The 18,519-nt window shown below is 37.6% G+C and carries 17 protein-coding genes; 16 read left to right on the top strand and 1 reads right to left on the bottom strand.

Features of this window, described 5'->3' with window-relative positions; translation table 11 throughout:
• Positions 1-92: 92 nt before the first annotated feature.
• The 13 genes from C7B89_RS16345 (at position 93) to C7B89_RS16285 (ending at position 15,335) form a co-directional block, all read left to right on the top strand.
• Complete coding sequence (locus C7B89_RS16345; protein WP_054550091.1) at positions 93-1,292, top strand: DHH family phosphoesterase; 1,200 nt, start codon at positions 93-95, stop codon at positions 1,290-1,292.
• 103 nt (positions 1,293-1,395) lie between these two features.
• Entirely contained in the window at positions 1,396-2,244 is an 849-nt protein-coding gene (locus C7B89_RS16340; RefSeq protein WP_048392177.1) for a DUF4179 domain-containing protein, read from the top strand.
• Positions 2,245-2,329: 85 nt separating this feature from the next.
• Complete coding sequence (gene chrA, locus C7B89_RS16335) at positions 2,330-3,493, top strand: chromate efflux transporter (protein WP_115674114.1); 1,164 nt, start codon at positions 2,330-2,332, stop codon at positions 3,491-3,493.
• 172 nt (positions 3,494-3,665) lie between these two features.
• Complete coding sequence (gene hemW, locus C7B89_RS16330) at positions 3,666-4,811, top strand: radical SAM family heme chaperone HemW (RefSeq protein WP_115674113.1); 1,146 nt, start codon at positions 3,666-3,668, stop codon at positions 4,809-4,811.
• 89 nt (positions 4,812-4,900) lie between these two features.
• Entirely contained in the window at positions 4,901-5,929 is a 1,029-nt protein-coding gene (gene hrcA / locus C7B89_RS16325) for a heat-inducible transcriptional repressor HrcA (protein ID WP_004227036.1), read from the top strand.
• 17 nt (positions 5,930-5,946) lie between these two features.
• Positions 5,947-6,519 carry a nucleotide exchange factor GrpE gene (gene grpE / locus C7B89_RS16320; protein WP_004227038.1) on the top strand — a complete coding sequence of 191 codons (573 nt, stop codon included), beginning with the start codon at positions 5,947-5,949 and terminating at the stop codon, positions 6,517-6,519.
• A gap of 75 nt (positions 6,520-6,594) precedes the next feature.
• Positions 6,595-8,436, top strand: coding sequence for a molecular chaperone DnaK (gene dnaK, locus C7B89_RS16315; protein WP_048392179.1), 1,842 nt, complete (start codon positions 6,595-6,597; stop codon positions 8,434-8,436).
• 233 nt (positions 8,437-8,669) lie between these two features.
• The gene (gene dnaJ, locus C7B89_RS16310) at positions 8,670-9,788 is read left to right on the top strand and encodes a molecular chaperone DnaJ (protein ID WP_016995416.1); all 1,119 of its coding nucleotides are present in this window, start codon (positions 8,670-8,672) and stop codon (positions 9,786-9,788) included.
• A gap of 21 nt (positions 9,789-9,809) precedes the next feature.
• Entirely contained in the window at positions 9,810-10,751 is a 942-nt protein-coding gene (prmA, locus tag C7B89_RS16305; RefSeq protein WP_004227050.1) for a 50S ribosomal protein L11 methyltransferase, read from the top strand.
• 81 nt (positions 10,752-10,832) lie between these two features.
• Positions 10,833-11,570, top strand: a complete 738-nt coding sequence (locus C7B89_RS16300) for a 16S rRNA (uracil(1498)-N(3))-methyltransferase (RefSeq protein ID WP_115674112.1) — start codon at positions 10,833-10,835, stop codon at positions 11,568-11,570.
• Positions 11,571-11,849: 279 nt separating this feature from the next.
• On the top strand, positions 11,850-12,650 hold the full coding sequence (locus C7B89_RS16295; RefSeq protein WP_048392182.1) for a CsxC family protein: 801 nt from the start codon (positions 11,850-11,852) through the stop codon (positions 12,648-12,650).
• 310 nt (positions 12,651-12,960) lie between these two features.
• Positions 12,961-14,442 carry a BC_2427 family protein gene (locus C7B89_RS16290; protein WP_244205696.1) on the top strand — a complete coding sequence of 494 codons (1,482 nt, stop codon included), beginning with the start codon at positions 12,961-12,963 and terminating at the stop codon, positions 14,440-14,442.
• A gap of 125 nt (positions 14,443-14,567) precedes the next feature.
• Positions 14,568-15,335 carry a CsxC family protein gene (locus C7B89_RS16285; RefSeq protein WP_054550096.1) on the top strand — a complete coding sequence of 256 codons (768 nt, stop codon included), beginning with the start codon at positions 14,568-14,570 and terminating at the stop codon, positions 15,333-15,335.
• A 217-nt stretch (positions 15,336-15,552) separates the two neighbouring features.
• Here the strand turns inward: C7B89_RS16285 and mtaB are convergent, their stop codons facing one another.
• Positions 15,553-16,902, bottom strand: a complete 1,350-nt coding sequence (gene mtaB / locus C7B89_RS16280) for a tRNA (N(6)-L-threonylcarbamoyladenosine(37)-C(2))-methylthiotransferase MtaB (protein ID WP_115674111.1) — start codon at positions 16,900-16,902, stop codon at positions 15,553-15,555.
• Positions 16,903-17,215: 313 nt separating this feature from the next.
• On the opposite strand from mtaB, the gene deoC reads away from it, so the two are divergent.
• The 3 genes from deoC to C7B89_RS16265 all read left to right on the top strand — a co-directional run bounded on the left by deoC (position 17,216) and on the right by C7B89_RS16265 (position 18,504).
• Complete coding sequence (deoC, locus tag C7B89_RS16275) at positions 17,216-17,887, top strand: deoxyribose-phosphate aldolase (protein WP_115674110.1); 672 nt, start codon at positions 17,216-17,218, stop codon at positions 17,885-17,887.
• Positions 17,888-18,020: 133 nt separating this feature from the next.
• Complete coding sequence (locus C7B89_RS16270) at positions 18,021-18,248, top strand: spore coat associated protein CotJA (RefSeq protein ID WP_004227061.1); 228 nt, start codon at positions 18,021-18,023, stop codon at positions 18,246-18,248.
• Positions 18,241-18,504 (top strand): spore coat protein CotJB, encoded by a 264-nt coding sequence (locus C7B89_RS16265; protein ID WP_016994107.1) that lies wholly within the window; start codon positions 18,241-18,243, stop codon positions 18,502-18,504. The genes C7B89_RS16270 and C7B89_RS16265 overlap by 8 nt, the downstream gene beginning before the upstream one ends.
• The last annotated feature ends 15 nt before the right edge of the window (positions 18,505-18,519 follow it).

The raw sequence follows: 18,519 nt of genomic DNA, 5'->3' as shown, positions 1-18,519 counted from the left end.
ATCTGAAAAACAATATCCATGTTGTTACGTATTGAACGTCATTAGCTGTTTGAATACCAAAAAAATACCCATACTACAATCGAGGTGAGAACATGTATAAATTATTATCACATAACGATTTAGACGGAGTAGGGTGTGGGATTTTAGCCAAGCTTGCTTTTAACGATAAGGTGAAGATACGCTACAATTCCATTACAGCACTTGATCGCGAAATCGAATTCTTTTTGGAGAATGATCAACAGAAAACATTTTTGTTTATTACAGATCTTTCTCCAAATGAAGAGAATGAAAAAAGGATTCATGATTATTATCAGGCGACTGGTAATGTGCAATTGTTGGACCATCATAAGACAGCACTCCATTTCAATCAATATGAATGGGGAAAGGTATTAATTGAGGATGAGCAAGGCTTTTTAACGTCAGCTACATCTTTATATTATCAATACCTGGTTATCCATGGACTATTAGAAAAAACAGAAGCCGTTTCTGAATTTGTAGAGTTAGTAAGACAATACGATACATGGGAATGGGAAAAGAACGGCAATTTACAAGCACAAAGATTAAATGCACTTTTTTTTCTAGTGTCTATTGAAGAATTTGAAGAGAAAATGCTTGAGCGTTTAAAAACAAGTGATCACTTTGACTTTGATGATTTTGAAAAGAAAATTTTAAGCATGGAAGAAGAAAAAACAGAGCGTTACATTCGGCGTAAGAAACGGGAGCTTATTCAAACTACTTTGGGAGAATACTATGCTGGGGTTGTCTATGCAGAATCCTATCTTTCTGAGCTTGGCAATGAATTGGGAAAGGAAAATCCGCATCTTGATTATATTGCGATGATTAATATGGGCAGTAAAAAGATATCCTTTCGAACAATCCATGATCATATTGATGTGTCAGCTATTGCTGCCAAATATGGTGGAGGTGGACATCAAAAGGCTGCTGGCTGCTCATTAACAGAGGAAGCTTACAGGCAGTATGTAGTGGCAACATTCCATATAGAGCCTATTCCAGAGGATGCAAAAAGAAATCGTTATAATGTAAAAGGGTCTACGTTTGGAACTTTCTATAAAAATCAGCAAGATGAAATGTTTATGCTCTATTCAAACGATGAGGTTGATTGGATAATTGAAAAAAATAACATGCTACTGACACAATCCTTTGCGAGTTTTAATGAAGCGGAGTGGTTTTTAAAGCGAAATAAACAAGCATGGCTAGTAAGAGATGATCTCTTTGTGGACTATTTAATGCGTGAAGTCAATAAAGGTCGTCATCTACATAAAGGGATGTAATATCCTTTTATACATAAATGAATCTTCAACATAGAAGGTTATATAATGCATTATTGAGCACTACAATGAATCATAATGATTTTTATAAAAATGAGGTGTACGGTTGTCCAATGATATGATTCGAGTTGTGGATTTGGATAAGGAAAATCGGAGAAGTAAGAAGTGGCTTATTGTTGTGATCCTTTTATTAATGATTGCTAGTGGATCGACGCTGTATTTGTGGTGGGATCAGGATGTGAATTTTGAAGCCTATAAAACGGATGTAGGGAAAACAGCTAGCAATAGCTTAGGACGGTTAACATTAAATGAAGTGATTATAGATGACAATCAAATTTTACTAAATGCAACTTTCGAACCTGGAAAAGAGTTTAAGCCAGACCATCAAGTATTTTTCTTTCCGCAAATTCTTGTCAATGGCCAAGATTATATGGTTCGTAATGGAGGACAGTCCATAGCAAAGTCTGCCAACGTTTATACGATATATAATAGTATTAAAATGGATGATTTTCCGGCTGATGAACAATTAGAATTAGTTATTCGTTATAAAGATTGGAATGTTGAAACACCAATTGAGAAGCCATGGGAATTTCAGGTAGATGCTTCACAAGAGCAATTACAACAAGATCGTGAAATCTTTTCCATTGATAAAAAAGTGAAGCATGTTGATCAGCAGGAAATAACCATTGACAAAGTTGTCTCCACACCTATTTCCACAACGATTTATTTTCATGCTGAGGAAAGTGTTGTCAATGATGCGTTACACTTTAAAATCCAATCAAAATCTGGACAATCATGGGATTTTGCAGCACCCTATCCATTAAATAAAGAGGGTACACGGTGGGGAAGTCGTGTAGATGCACTCTATCTAACAGAAAAAAAATACACTTTAATTCCAATCAATAAAGAGGGTAGTAAAGTAGGTTCTGCAATTAAAATAAAGAGAGATGAATAATGAAGTAAATTTTACAAACTCTTAATCTAAAAAAAACTGCTTTCCGTGTAAGATGAAATAAAAGATATGGAAAGTAGTTGAGAGTTTGCGAAGGCTTTGGGAGATTTTTTTTGTTGCTTTAAAATTGGGCTGTACCTCATTCGGAGGCCCAACAGCTCATCTAGGTTATTTTCAACAGGAATATGTACAGAAACGTAAATGGCTTTCTGCACATGATTATGGTCAACTCGTTATGTTAAGTCAATTTTTGCCTGGTCCTGCATCTAGTCAGGTGGGGATGGGGGTTGGTTTACTTAGAGGAGGAGTACTAGGAAGCTTTCTATCATTTCTTGGTTTTACCTTACCATCAGTTCTGATACTTATACTTTTTGCCTATTTCTCCAAGTATACAGAGTTTAAGATGGATTGGATTCATGGTTTGAAGTTAGTAGCAGTGGCGATTGTCGCTCATGCTATTTTTGATATGGGTAAAAAACTACTCTCGACAAAATGGCATTGGTTGATTGCTTTATTGACATTGATAACAGTATTGACATGGCTAAATCCATTGGCACAAATCGTAGCAATATTGATTGCTGCTTGTTTAGGCTTTCAACTACTGAAAAAAAGTGATGAGGGTAATACCTCAAAATTAGTTCATATACCCATCTCAAAAACCACGGGCATTGTTTTACTAGTACTTTTTTTCGTGCTACTCCTAGGTTTACCTATATTAGCCGCTTTATGGCATCATGAGTGGATTTCTATGATAGAGAAGTTTTATCTTGCAGGTGCCCTAGTATTTGGTGGCGGACACGTTGTTTTACCTTTACTGGAAACACAATTTGTTCAAAGTGGTCAAATAAGTACCTCAGATTTTTTAGCTGGCTATGGTATGACACAGGCAGTTCCAGGACCTTTATTTACATTTGCTGCATATATCGGTATGGTCATTGCTGGCGTTCCGGGAGCTATTATTGCTACTTTCGCAATATTTTTACCAGCGTTTTTGCTAGTGGTTGGAGCGCTACCATTTTGGATTAGCCTAAGTCGAATTGCACGACTTAGAGGTGCGATGGCAGGCGCAAATGCGGCAGTCGTTGGCATTCTAGCCGCTGCTTTTGTACATCCCATTGTGACACAAACCATCATCAGCACGTTAGATATTTTCATAGTAGCTGTCTTTTTATGGTGTTTAATTCGATGGAAAATACAGCCTTATTTATTGGTGCTGTTAGGAATTGCTGTGGGCGTCATTTTTTATAGATGAAAAATCTGCACTTTCGATTGTTAGATTCTAACTAATAATCGGAGGTGCAGTTTGTTTTGTCATTACAGAATCAATATTCATTAAAAGTACCTGTTAGGTTTCATAGCGTTCCTTCTATCGATTCGTTATAATGTAGAAATGGAAAAGACTTAACGCGAAAGAAGGGATTGCTATGGCACGAGGTGTTTACATTCATATTCCTTTCTGTCATCAAATCTGTAATTATTGTGATTTCAATAAATTTTATTTTAAAAATCAACCAGTGGATGAATATATAGAAGCACTTGGAAAAGAAATGGCCCTGACAACCGAAAAACATCCTGAAAAATTCCGTAACATCGAGACGATTTTTCTTGGTGGCGGAACACCGACAGCCTTATCTCCTGAGCAATTGGACAAACTACTAACGTCTATTCATACGTATATTCCAATGAATAGTGTGACAGAATTTACATCAGAGGCAAATCCAGATGAATTGTCTGCAGCCAAATTGCAGGTGTTGTTCGACGGTGGTGTTAATCGTTTAAGCATGGGTGTACAATCTTTTGACCAGGGATTGCTACAGAAGATTGGACGCACTCATAGTAATGATCATGTCTATGAAACAATTGACTTGGCTAGAAAAATTGGCTTCCGTAATATCAGCATTGATTTAATGTATGGTTTACCTGGGCAAACGATGGCGCAATGGAAGGATTCATTAGCCAAAGCTTTTACTCTTGATTTGCCACATTTCTCTGCCTATTCTCTTATTGTGGAACCCAAAACGATTTTTTATAATCAGTACGCTAAAGGGAAACTGTATTTACCGACAGAAGATTTAGAAGCGGATATGTATGATGTGCTGATGCAACAAATGGCCTTACATGGGCTTCAACAATACGAAATCAGTAATTTTGCAAAGCCAGGGTATCATTCAGAGCATAACAAGATTTATTGGGATAATGATGAATATGCGGGGTTTGGCGCAGGAGCTCATGGGTATTTAGCAGGTATACGCTATTCCAATCACGGTCCATTAAAAAAGTATATGGAAGCTGTTGAGGCAAATGAGCTACCAATTGTCCACGCACATGAAGTATCACAAGTGGAAAAAAGAGAAGAACAAATGTTTTTAGGGCTAAGAAAAACAGAGGGTGTTATGCACTCTATATATGAAGAGAAATTTAAAACACCTATGTCTGCGCATTATGATGTGGTAATAAAAGATCTAGTGTCAAAGGGGCTTTTAGAACAGGATGAGCTTGGTGTTCGCCTGACAAGAAAAGGGCGTTTTGTGGGCAATGAAGTATTTCAACAATTTTTGTTAGAAGATTGAGCGATATCGTTGACATAAAATGTGGGATTTGATAACTTAATAATAGTATTAGCACTCCTCTTAGTTGAGTGCTAACAGAGGTGATAATCATGCTAACAAATCGGCAGTTACAGATATTGCAAGTCATTGTAGACGACTTTATTGTGTCTGCGCAGCCGGTAGGTTCTCGCCAAATCTCCAAAAAACAAGGGATTACATTTAGTCCAGCCACTATTCGAAACGAAATGGCGGATTTAGAGGAATTAGGCTTTTTAGAAAAAACGCATACCTCCTCTGGTCGAGTGCCTTCGGAAAAGGGTTACAGATTTTATGTAGATCATTTGTTGAGTCCTCAAGGTATTAATTCCAAGGACATTCAACAAATTCAATCAATTTTTAATGATCGACTAGTAGAAGTAGAGCATATTATCCGAAAGTCAGCCAACATTTTATCAGAGCTGACATCGTATACTTCCATACTTTTAGGACCTGATGTCCAAAGGCATCGTGTTAAACGGTTTTCAATTGTCCCTCTTTCTAGCGACACAGCAGTAGCGATTATCGTGACGAATAATGGGCATGTAGAAAACCGCATGTTCAATCTACCACCTGACTTTACCGCTTCTGATTTAGAGAAAATGGTAAATATCTTAAATGATCGCCTTATTGGAGTTTCATTAGAAGATCTCCATAAAAGCCTTGAGGCTGAAGTGCTAGCAGTGTTACAGCAACATGTTCGATCAGCGGATGATTTTATTCGCGCACTTATCACAGCAACAATGCATAATTCAGAAAGTAAAATTTTCTATGGTGGGAAAACGAATATGTTCAACCAACCAGAATTCCATGACTTAAATAAAGTCCGAATGATTTTGGACTTAATGGAGACGACTAGCCAAGTGCAGTCACTTTTCCATCCGAATGAATCAGGTATTCATATTCGGATAGGCTCAGAAAATAAACAACTAGAAATGGAAAATTGCAGTGTCATTACCACTACCTATTCTATTGGTGATGATCAACAGGGAGCCATTGCTATTATTGGCCCTACACGTATGGATTATAAGCGTGTTGTGGCTTTATTAGACGTAATGCGCTTGGATTTAACACAAGCCTTTATGAAGAATCGTAGTGAATGATAATGAGGAGGATTCAAGTGACGGAAACAACGGAAAACAAAGATTTAGTACAAGAAGATGTACAAGCTGAAACGACAACTGAGGAAGTAGAGCAAACAGAAGTTCAGGAAGAAGTAGAGTTATCAATTGAAGAACAGTATGAGGCTAAGCTGGCTGAACTACAAGCAAAGCTGGCTGACGAAGAAAATCGTCACCTACGTTTACGTGCTGACTTCGATAATATGCGTCGTCGTAATCAGTTAGACCGTGAGGCAGCTGAAAAGTATCGCGCCCAAAGCTTACTATCTGATCTATTACCAGTCCTTGATAATTTTGAACGTGCTTTACAAGTAGAGACAACTTCTGAAGAGACTGCATCGATCATTAAAGGAATTGAAATGGTGTATCGCTCTTTAATTGAAGCAACAGAAAAAGAAGGTCTGCAAGTGATTAAAGCTGAAGGTGAGCAATTTGATCCAACGATTCACCAAGCTGTTATGCAAGAACAAGATAGTGAAAAAGAAACGGGTATCGTCTTACGCGAACTACAAAAAGGGTATATCTTAAAGGATCGTGTATTACGCCCAACAATGGTATCTGTGAACGAATAGTCTTTGCACTATTTAGTCAATTAAAATTAGTTAGAAAACGCATCCCTTGCGTTGACATAATAGGAGGAAATTTTAATGAGCAAAATTATTGGTATTGACTTAGGAACAACAAACTCTTGCGTTTCTGTACTTGAAGGTGGAGAACCAAAAGTAATTCCAAACCCAGAAGGAAACCGTACAACGCCATCTGTTGTTGCCTTTAAAAATGGTGAACGTCAAGTTGGTGAAGTGGCGAAACGTCAATCAGTAACAAATCCTAACACAATCATTTCTATTAAATCAAAAATGGGTACGGCTGAAAAAGTAACAGTAGAAGATAAAGACTACACGCCACAAGAAGTATCTGCAATGATTCTTCAATATTTAAAAGGCTATGCTGAAGACTACTTAGGGGAAAAAGTGACAAAAGCAGTTATTACAGTTCCTGCTTACTTTAACGATGCACAGCGTCAAGCAACTAAAGATGCTGGTAAAATCGCAGGTCTAGAAGTAGAGCGTATCATCAACGAACCAACTGCTGCAGCTCTTGCTTATGGATTAGATAAACAAGATCAAGATCAAAAAGTATTAGTATTTGACCTTGGAGGCGGTACGTTTGACGTGTCTATCCTTGAGTTAGGTGACGGTGTCTTTGAAGTACTAGCTACAGCTGGTGATAACAAACTAGGTGGAGATGATTTCGATGACGCAATTATCGAATATCTAGTAGCTGAATTCAAAAAAGAAAATGGCATTGACTTATCAAAAGATAAAATGGCGATGCAACGTTTAAAAGATGCAGCTGAAAAAGCGAAAAAAGATTTATCTGGTGTAACATCAACTCAAATCTCTCTACCATTCATTACAGCTGGAGAAGCAGGTCCATTACACTTAGAAATTTCTTTAACGCGTGCGAAATTTGACGAAATTACTTTACCATTAGTAAATCGTACAGTAGGACCAGTGCGTCAAGCATTATCTGATGCAGGTCTGTCAACTTCTGAAATTGACCAAGTTATTTTAGTGGGTGGTTCTACACGTATTCCAGCAGTACAAGAAGCAGTACGTAAAGAAACAGGGAAAGAGCCTCACCGTGGTGTTAACCCTGACGAAGTTGTTGCAATGGGTGCTGCAGTACAAGGTGGCGTATTAACAGGTGATGTGAAAGACGTTGTATTACTTGACGTAACACCTCTTTCACTTGGTATTGAAACAATGGGTGGCGTGTTCACAAAATTAATCGACCGTAACACAACTATTCCTACTTCAAAATCTCAAGTTTTCTCTACAGCAGCTGATAACCAACCAGCAGTAGATATTCATGTTCTACAAGGTGAGCGTTCAATGGCAGCTGACAATAAAACATTAGGTCGCTTCCAATTAGCAGATATTCCACCAGCACCTCGTGGTGTACCTCAAATCGAAGTAACATTCGATATTGATAAAAACGGTATCGTATCTGTAAAAGCAAAAGATCTTGGTACGAACAAAGAGCAAACAATTGTGATTCAATCTGATTCTGGTTTATCAGAGGAAGAAATTGAACGCATGGTAAAAGACGCTGAAGCTAATGCTGAAGCAGATGCTAAACGTAAAGAAGAAGCAGATCTTCGTAACGAAGCAGACCAATTAGTATTCCAAGTGGATAAAACAATTGCTGACCTTGGTGAGCAAATTACAGAAGACGAGAAAAAATCTGTGGAAGATGCTCGTGACGAATTGAAAAAAGCGCTTGAAGCTGGTGAATTAGAAGGTATTAAAGCAGCTAAAGAAAAACTAGAAGGCGTATTACAGCCACTAGTGATGAAAGTTTACGAACAAGCGGCAGCAGCTGCTCAAGCAGCTCAAGGCGGCGATGCAGGTGCAGACACTGGCGCTGGTAAAAAAGATGACGGTGTTGTAGACGCTGAATTCGAAGAAGTAAAAGATGATAAATAAGAAGTAACACAGTAAAGTGAAAAAGCCAAAGACCGCTTGCGGCTTTGGCTTTTGTCATGATGTGAGGTCACTTCACGTAAATGCACCATTTATGGGATAGTTGCATACGTTAGCTGCTAGGAAGTGAGTATCTTCATTTTTGGAACTTATAGAACCTTTAATCGAAAAAATGAGGCAGTTTTTTCAACTGCATGTTACAATAGATTTTATGCAAACAGAGCGGAGTGTGAATCATGGAGAAACGCGATTATTACGAGGTGCTTGGTTTAACAAAATCGGCTACAAAAGATGAGATTAAAAAAGCATACCGTAAATTATCAAAACAATATCACCCTGACCTTAATAAAGAGCCAGGTGCAGATGAAAAATTCAAAGAAATCGCTGAAGCATATGAAGTATTAAGTGACGACCAGAAAAAAGCACGCTACGACCAATTTGGTCATGAGGATCCGAATGCTGGTTTTGGTGGTGGCTTTGGAGGGGGCGGCTTTGGCGGCTTCGAGGATATTTTCAGTTCATTCTTTGGCGGAGGTGGTCGCCGTCAAGATCCAAATGCTCCACGTAAAGGGGATGATCTGCAATATCGTATGAACATCCAATTTGAGGAAGCAATTTTTGGAAAAGAAACAGAAATAGAAATCCCGAAAGATGAAACGTGTGAAACATGTCACGGTTCAGGAGCAAAACCAGGCACGCAACCAGAAACATGTTCGACATGTAAAGGTGCAGGTCAAATCAATCAAGCAGTGGATACACCATTTGGTCGTATGATGAATCGTCGTACATGCTCAACATGTCATGGAACAGGTAAAATTATTAAAGAAAAATGTACGACTTGTCGTGGAGAAGGAAAAGTCCAAAAACGTAAGAAAATTAAAGTGACGATTCCAGCAGGTGTGGATGATGGACAACAAATTCGTGTATCTGGTCAAGGTGAACCAGGTATAAACGGTGGACCTGCAGGGGATTTATATATTATGTTCCGCGTTCAAGGTCACAAGGATTTTGAACGAGATGGAGACGATATTTACTTCGAGTTGAAATTAACATTCCCTCAAGCAGCACTTGGGGATGAAATTGAAGTACCAACAGTCCATGGGAAAGTAAAATTACGTATTCCAGCTGGAACACAGTCAGGTGCTCAATTCCGTCTAAAAGATAAAGGTGTTAAAAATGTTCATGGTTATGGTATGGGTAATCAATATGTGACAGTAAAAGTGATGACACCAGAAAAATTAACGGAAAGACAAAAACAATTACTACGAGAATTTGCAGAAATTAGTGGCGATATCCCTGAAGAGCAAGGTAGTTCACTATTTGATAAAATTAAGAAAAAATTCCAAGGTGAATAATTAGAGGAGCTGAAGAGCTACGTGAAGTGGTCAGAATTATCCATTCATACAAAAAATGATGCGGTAGAAGCAATTTCGAATATTTTGCATGAAGCAGGTGCAAGTGGTGTTGTCATCGAAGATTCTGCAGAGTTTGCGAAGCCACGTGAAGATCAATATGGTGAAATTTATGCGCTAAATGAAGATGATTTTCCGAAAGATGGCGTGATTGTTAAAGCTTATTTATCGGAGTCTAGTTTTTTAAATGAAACAGTCGAAGAAATAAAAGCAGCTATCACAAATTTAACGAACTTTAACATTGATATTGGTGAAAATGTGGTATCCATTGTGGAAGTCAATGAAGAAGATTGGGCAACTGCCTGGAAGCAATACTACCATCCTGTTAAGATTTCTGAACGCTTTACTATCGTACCGACATGGGAGGAATACACACCTGTTTCAACAGATGAACTAATTATTGAATTAGACCCTGGTATGGCATTTGGTACAGGTACCCACCCAACAACGGTAATGTGTTTACAAGGACTTGAAAAGGTCATTAAAGAAGGGGATACAGTTGTTGATATCGGTACAGGATCGGGTGTATTGTCTATTGGTGCAGCATTACTTGGTGCCAAAAGTGTGCATGCGCTTGATTTAGATGAGGTTGCTGTACGTTCAGCGCGAGAAAATGTAGCATTAAATAAAGTGGAAGATAAGGTGGCAGTGTTCCATGGTAACTTATTGGATACTGTAAAAGAACCAGCGGATGTAGTAGTCGCTAATATTTTGGCTGAAATCATCATGTCCTTCACAGATGACGCGTATACAATTGTAAAACCAGGTGGATTATATGTCACTTCGGGCATCATCGGTGCAAAACGAGATGATGTGAAAGTAGCACTAGAAGCTTCAGGCTTTGTGATTGAAGAAGTATTATTAATGGAAGATTGGGTAGCCATTATTGCCCGTCGTCCACTATAACATGACTGAGGAAGCGCCAAATCGTGAGCCGTGTGCTTGTGATTTGGCGTTTTCCTTTTTTGCTAGAAAGGACTGTGTGGCATGCAACGTTATTTTATTGAGACAGCTATCGAAAATGCACGTATTAGTGGAGAAGATGCACGGCATATTGAACGAGTGATGCGTATGAAGCAAGGCGACAACATTGTAGTTGTTGCACAAAACACTGCGTATATATGCACAATTGAAGGATTTGAAGGGGATGAGGTTGTCATTGAAGCGACTGGACAAACAATCCCTTCCCCAGAGTTACCCATTCAAGTAACAGTAGCATGTGGTTTACCGAAGGGTGATAAGCTGGAGCTTATTACCCAAAAAGCCACAGAGCTAGGAATGTTTGCTTTATTACCCTTTGAAGCTGAGCGCTCCATTGTGAAATGGGACAAGAAAAAAGGAGCAAAAAAGCAAGAAAGATTACAGAAAATTGCTAAGGAAGCTGCGGAACAAGCTCACCGTACGCATATTCCAACAGTTTTTGAACCTATATCATTTAAACAGCTAGTACAACAAATAGATCAATTCGATGCCGTTTTTATTGCTGATGAAGAGGATGCAAAGGCTGAAAAGCGCACAAGGTTTGCGGAGAAGCTAAAAAACGTGTATGATATGAAGTCGAAATCAATGCTTATTATCTTTGGTCCTGAGGGGGGCATTTCTCGTCAAGAGTCGGAAGCGCTATTACAAGCAGGCGCTCAAACAATGTCATTAGGACCGAGAATTTTACGAGCAGAAACAGCGCCATTATACGCACTGTCTGCCATATCCTATGAATTTGAATAACAGCTATGTATAATTTATTATCAACATAACTTAGAGAAAGCCACTTAATATTATTAAGTGGTTTTTTTACGTAAATCATATTTGAAGGGGGTCTGCGTTAAATCCCTGCTTAAATGGAGTTTTAGCCCATTGTGTAAGATCAACCGGGAAAATCACAACCTCAAACATTCCAAATAAAATATGTAAAAGAACAAGTTCAATGTCCATACATAGATTTAATTGCGACATACTCTAGCGATAGGAGAGCTCACTAATACTATATTGAAATGAGGGAATTTTTTGAGTGAACAATTTAATCAGATTCAACCTTGTCCAGTAACATCAACTGAACAAATACCCTTAACGAATGAGATTACACCACTCGTTACTACACCACTTACGACGCCAACTATTAAAATTCCAGTTGTACTGGCAGAACCAACACTGCAAATCGTTGTCGAGTCCGATATTACACTTAGTCCTGCAGCGACAGAGATTAAACGAGTGAAAAAGAATGTCTTTCTAAATCAAGTGAAATTGGTACCAGTTAGCTTTGCACGTATTGCTAACACTGATTTCTTTAGAGTAACACGAGCTAAATTATTTGTAGCAGGACATATTCGGAAAAATATCGAATATGCTTCATCAGCATGTAATGGGGCCCTTCAGGATAGAATTGCTGATGTTCCGTTTTCAGGTTTTACAGATCTTATATTTCCGCAAACAGCAGGAGGCGCTACACCAATTTTAGGCATTTCTGAGTTTGCCGAAGCGAACTTCCTTAACGAAAGAACACAAATGGATGCTCGATTAGATAAGGCTTTCTTCCAAAATCTCGTTAAATACAATGAACAACCATTTGGTGAATTAGTAGCTGCCAATTTCTTTGAACTTGATTTTTCACCGATTATGGCAGCTCCTGAAGAAGCATTCAGCACATTACGTGAAAAAATTGTATTAGAACTTACTGTAAAAGTATTGCAAGTTCAACAAATCCGTTTGGGCGCTGGAAGTAGTGTAGTAACACCTGTTCTACCAGGGCTTACTCCACCAGCAACACCAATTGTTCCTGATATGATTCCGCCTACTGAGCCTTGTTAATTTTTTTATGTAGTGGAGTAAAAATGGTAACAATAATACTGATATAAAATCAAATATGTTGTTGGGCAGTTGAAAGTTCACTTTTACTCGAACTTTTAACTGCTTTTTTTTGGCAAGATAAGGACATGCGCCTTCCAATTGTATCTCATAGTGGGACTGTGACAAAAGTAAAAATATTGCATAATATGGATTGTAATTAGTATTGTAGATTTTCAATTGTCCTAACATAATCGCATCAGAAGAATTAGCTAATGGATTAAAAATTGATTGTTATGCTTTTTTTGTCAAATCATTATTTGGGAGTGAATGAATGGCAACTCCATGGATTAATTTTAGAGAGATGAAAAAAATATCCTCTAAACAAAATAAATACACTGAGTGGAGGTATCAAACTAAAATAGATGACGAATCTCCATTTGAACAGACTTTTAATGGAAATAATAATCTGCTTGATGAAATAGAAGATAAACCAATTACAGAGGAATCAACTTTAACAGACCATATAATCTCTAATGAAGAGCTCCCCGAACCTATGGAGCCGATTATTGAGGAAGAAAACGAACATCACCCAAATTTTGAGAACTTCAGGGAGGATGCTAGCTTAGCAGAGCTATTAGCATCTAATGAAGATCTACCTATATCTAAAGAAACAAATGTTGAGCAAGAAAACGAACATCCTCTAGATATCGATGAGAGTCACACAAAAGTGACCTTATTAGAGCAATTAGCGTCCATACCCATACCTATAGAAGCGAATGTTAAGGAGAACGAAGAAAATTTCCGACATATGGATGAGAACCATGTAGAGGAATTAACTTTAGACCAGATAGCATGCAATCAAAGTGTACCCAGTCCAACAAAGGTAGAAATTGACCATCTACTAGATAGTGATGAGAACTCCCTTGAAGAACAAAATTCAACAGCCCAATCAGACAATAATCCAAAATCTTTCAATAGAGCGCTGTCAGAGGCTGAAAATAATATGCATTTGGATGATATAGCAGAAAAGGAGAAAAACAATCCTCCAAATCGTAATAAAGAGATTGCAAAGTCTTTACAAGGAGAAGTATGCACCATTATCCAAAAAAGTCCCTTTTCTACTTATGTAGAAATTAACGATTTTCTTCATGCTCCTATTTATGGTGAAAATGTTCAAAATACAATATTTGATTTTCTTGATTTAAATGATAACCTATCTCCCCAACTTCAGACGAAGCTACTCCAAACGATTTCGATTTACCCTGAACAACCAGATTGTCGTTTGGTTAGCTCCAACATTAATCAAATGATTTCTTTAATGAGAACGGATACTAATAAAAAAAATGGTAGTGAGCAGCATCCGTTTAAATCAGTAGTAGTTCCCTTACATAACTCACAAGCAATTAAAAAAGGAGAAATTAACTCCTCTGAGCCTTTTATACATATACGAGTTCCTGTTGTGCTAGGGGAATACAAAATAGAAATATGTATGGAGGAAAAAATTGCTTTTGATAAAGGAATTGAAGAGGTTAAAGAGATCACAAATGAGGTAGTACTATCCGATTGTAGATTTGTACCTATTCATAGATCCCAGTCATTGGGAAATGGAACAAGAACTGTATTAAAGGGGAATTTATTTATAGAAGGCTACATACAGCATAATATTGAGTATAGGGTATCTAATACGCAAAATAAGTCAGCCATTCATCCCAATCGATTGTGTCAAAATATAGTATTAGAATTAATTATCCAAATGTTACAAGTACAAAAAATTAAAGTACTGTTTGACTGGCAAGGTAATGGAGGGTTATAGAAATTTATCCCTTAATTCAAATAAAAAATAAAACTAATATATACGTCCATGTATAGATTTAAATGCTACATATTCTAGCGATAGGAGAGCTCTCTAATACTAAAAAAATGAAATGAGGGAATTTTTTGAGCGATCAATTAGAAAGCCAATTTCAACCTTGTCCTGTAACATCAACTGAACAAATTCCATTAACGAATGAGATTACACCAGTAGTCACTACACCAGTTACAACGCCAACTATCAAAGTTCCAGTTGTATTGGCAGAACCAACACTGCAAATCGTTGTTGAGTCGGATATTACACTTAGCCCTGCTGCTACAGAAATCAAACGAGTGAAAAAGAATGTCTTCCTAAATCAAGTGAAACTTGTACCAGTTAGCTTTGCACGTATTGGTGGCACTGATTTCTTTAGAGTAACAAGAGCTAAATTATTTGTAGCAGGACATATTCGGAAAAATATTGAATATGCTTCATCAGCATGTAATGGGGCACTTCGAGATAGAATTGCTGACGTTCCGTTTTCTGGTTTTACAGATCTTATTTTCCCACAAACACCTGGAGGCGCAACACCAATCTTAGGCATTTCCGAGTTTGCTGAAGCGAACTTCCTTAACGAAAGAACACAAATGGATGCTCGATTAGATAAGGCTTTCTTCCAAAATCTTGTTAAATACAATGAACAACCATTTGGTGAATTAGTAGCTGCCAACTTCTTTGAACTTGATTTTTCACCGATTATGGCGGCTCCTGAAGGGACATTCAGCACATTACGTGAAAAAATTGTCTTAGAACTTACTGTAAAAGTATTGCAAGTGCAACAAATCCGCCTTGGTGCTGGCAGTAGCGTAATAACGCCTGTTCTTTTAGGACTTACACCTCCTCCTAGTCCTTGATAAATGCTAGTTTAGAGGACAGTAGAATATTATAATATATTAACAAAGCTGGTAGTACAGATGGATATTTTGTTTGTACTACTAATTTTCTTATAGGAGCTGTCAATCTTTAAAAGCATCTATCAATATTATGAAAAATCAAAATACAAGTGAATGATTAGCTTCATTAAAAGGAAAAAGGGTTGCCATATAAAATGGGCAACCCTTTTTTCACTATTTATTTCACTGTTTCTAAAACGCGTACAAATTGTCCTTTTGAGTGAGGGTAGCCTGTTTGTGTAATTTTTACTTTTACAAGTTGTCCAATTAGACTTTCTGGACCCTCAAAAACTACTTTTAAGTAATTGTCTGTATAGCCTGTTAGAAGGCCTTCTTCTTCACTGTCATCATGCACAAATTCTTCAGGGATAACTTCTAGCACTTGATCTTCAAAACGAGAAGCATACTCTTTTGCTAGCTGATCGTTTAAAGAGATGAGTCGATGCACACGCTCATTTTTAATGTCTTCATCAATTTGATCTTCCATACGTGCAGCAGGGGTTCCTGTACGAGGAGAGAATGGGAAAACGTGTAGCTCAGAAAATTTATGATCGCGAATAAAGTTATATGTGTCCATAAACTCTTCCTCTGTCTCACCTGGAAAACCAACGATTACATCAGAAGTAACAGCTAAATCAGGTAAAGCCTCATGTAATTTTGTTAAACGTTCACCGAAGAACTCCATTGTATATTTACGACGCATACGTTTTAATACCGTATCAGAACCAGATTGAATAGGGATGTGTAAATGATTCACGACAATCTTTGATTCACGTAGTACTTCAATTACTTCATCTGTTAATTGACTAGCCTCAATAGATGAAATACGAAGACGCTTTAAGCCTGTTACATTGGCCTCTAAATCACGTAGTAATTGAGCAAGATTATAATCTTTTAAATCCTGACCATAGCCACCTGTATGAATGCCAGTTAAGACAATTTCAAGATAACCAGCATCTACTAATTGCTGTGCTTGATGTAATACTTCTTGTGGGTCACGAGAACGCATTAAACCACGTGCCCATGGAATAATACAAAATGTACAGAAATTGTTACAGCCTTCTTGGATTTTTAACGAAGCACGTGTACGGTCTGTAAATGCTGGTACATCTAATTCTTCGTATACTCGGTTTTTCATAATATTACGTACAGCATTAATCGGTTGTCGTTCCGCACGATATTGTTCAATATAACCAAGTAATTTCGTACGATCTTGTGTTCCAACAACAATATCAACACCAGGGATTGCCATAATTTCTGCAGGGGATGTTTGTGCATAGCATCCTGTTACACAAATAACTGCATCCGGATTTTGGCGAATTGCTCGACGAATAACCTGACGTGATTTTTTATCTCCAGTATTCGTAACTGTGCATGTATTAATGACGTAAACGTCTGCTTGTTGATCAAATTCTGTTCGATCATAGCCTTCTTCTTTAAACAGCTGCCAAATTGCTTCTGTTTCGTAATGATTTACTTTACAACCTAGAGTATGAAAACTCACGATTTTTGATCGCTCGTTACTCATGATATATATCATCCTTTCAATTCACATTACCTTGTGTTTCCAAACATTTAATAAGTTTTTCGTTGTACATATTTTAGATACGTGATTTATGATAACATAATCCTTATAAAATCAGTACATATAAGATTTTTTTGTGAAATAATTAAGTTATCAATTTCTATATAATCTTTTGAGGACTTCAGATAAACATGACTCGTTCTGGAATGTTTATATTTGGGTGTTCATTATATAGAAAGAAATTAGACGCCATCGCGAAAAAATGATATGATTCGAAGAGGTACGTACATCTTGTTTAATGAAGGAGCGTTCAACAATGGAAAAAAATTTTGCACGTATGATTGATCATACATTATTAAAGGCTGAGGCAACAAAAGAACAAATTGAAAAATTATGTGCTGAAGCTAAACAATTTAACTTTGCTTCTGTTTGTGTAAATCCAACTTGGGTAAAGCGAAGCAGTGAATTATTACAGGGTACAGACGTGTTAGTTTGTACGGTTATCGGCTTCCCACTTGGTGCCAATACACCAGCAGTCAAAGCATTTGAAGCAAAAGACGCCATTGCTAACGGTGCAAAAGAAGTAGATATGGTTATTAATATCGGTGCGTTAAAAGATCAAAACTATGACCTTGTACAAGCAGATATCGCAGCAGTGGTAGAAGCAGCTAAAGATAGCGCACTTGTAAAAGTCATTATTGAATCATGCTTACTAACAGACGAAGAAAAAGTGAAGGCATGTGAGTTAGCTGTAGCAGCAGGTGCTGACTATGTGAAAACATCTACAGGTTTTTCTACTGGTGGAGCAACAGCAGAGGATATCGCGCTTATGCGTAAAACTGTAGGTCCAGAACTTGGTGTAAAAGCATCAGGTGGTGTTCGTAGCTTAGAGGACATGAAAAAAATGGTAGAAGCAGGTGCGACTCGTATTGGGGCTAGCTCTGGTGTAGCTATTATGAATGGTTTAATTGCCGACTCCAACTATTAATATTATCTTTTTATAGAGCCATAAGCTCATGTGTACATTGACATGAGCTTATGGCTTCTTTGTGTTTAAAGCATAATAATTTTCTATACACATATACTCCACTGATGAATGTAAATACAGAAAGGAGGATGTCATGTTTACACAGTATAAGTCTTGGAGGCCCTATATTAGCCCCTTTGATCCTTGTAAGCCTATAGAAGTTAAGTATTATGCAACACCCCCACAACTATATATGGGTTTTCAACCACCTGGACTTCCACAATTTCCAACCGCCAGAGAAGCGCTAATGGCAGGAACACTATGGCCACAGTTGTTTAGCCCATACCCATTTCCCCTAAAAGGAGGGAGGAAGCATGACTAAAAAGATGCCGCCCGAATTTTATAAGCAATTAGAAGAAATACAAGCAATTGATTTCGTCATTGTTGAATTAAACCTCTATTTAGACACTCATCCACACGATTATGACGCCATTCAGCAATTTAATGAAAATACAGAGAAAAGTATGAAACTTAAAATTGATTTTGAGCAAAAATATGGACCACTCATGAATTTTGGGAGAAGCTATTCGAATTATCCTTTTAACTGGATTGATACACCATGGCCATGGCAAGTCTAAACAAAAGACTAGGAG

The organism is Lysinibacillus capsici, from assembly GCF_003367505.1.
In the GTDB taxonomy this organism is placed as follows: Bacteria; Bacillota; Bacilli; order Bacillales_A; family Planococcaceae; genus Lysinibacillus; species Lysinibacillus capsici.
This window is presented reverse-complemented; position numbering and strand designations above follow the sequence as displayed.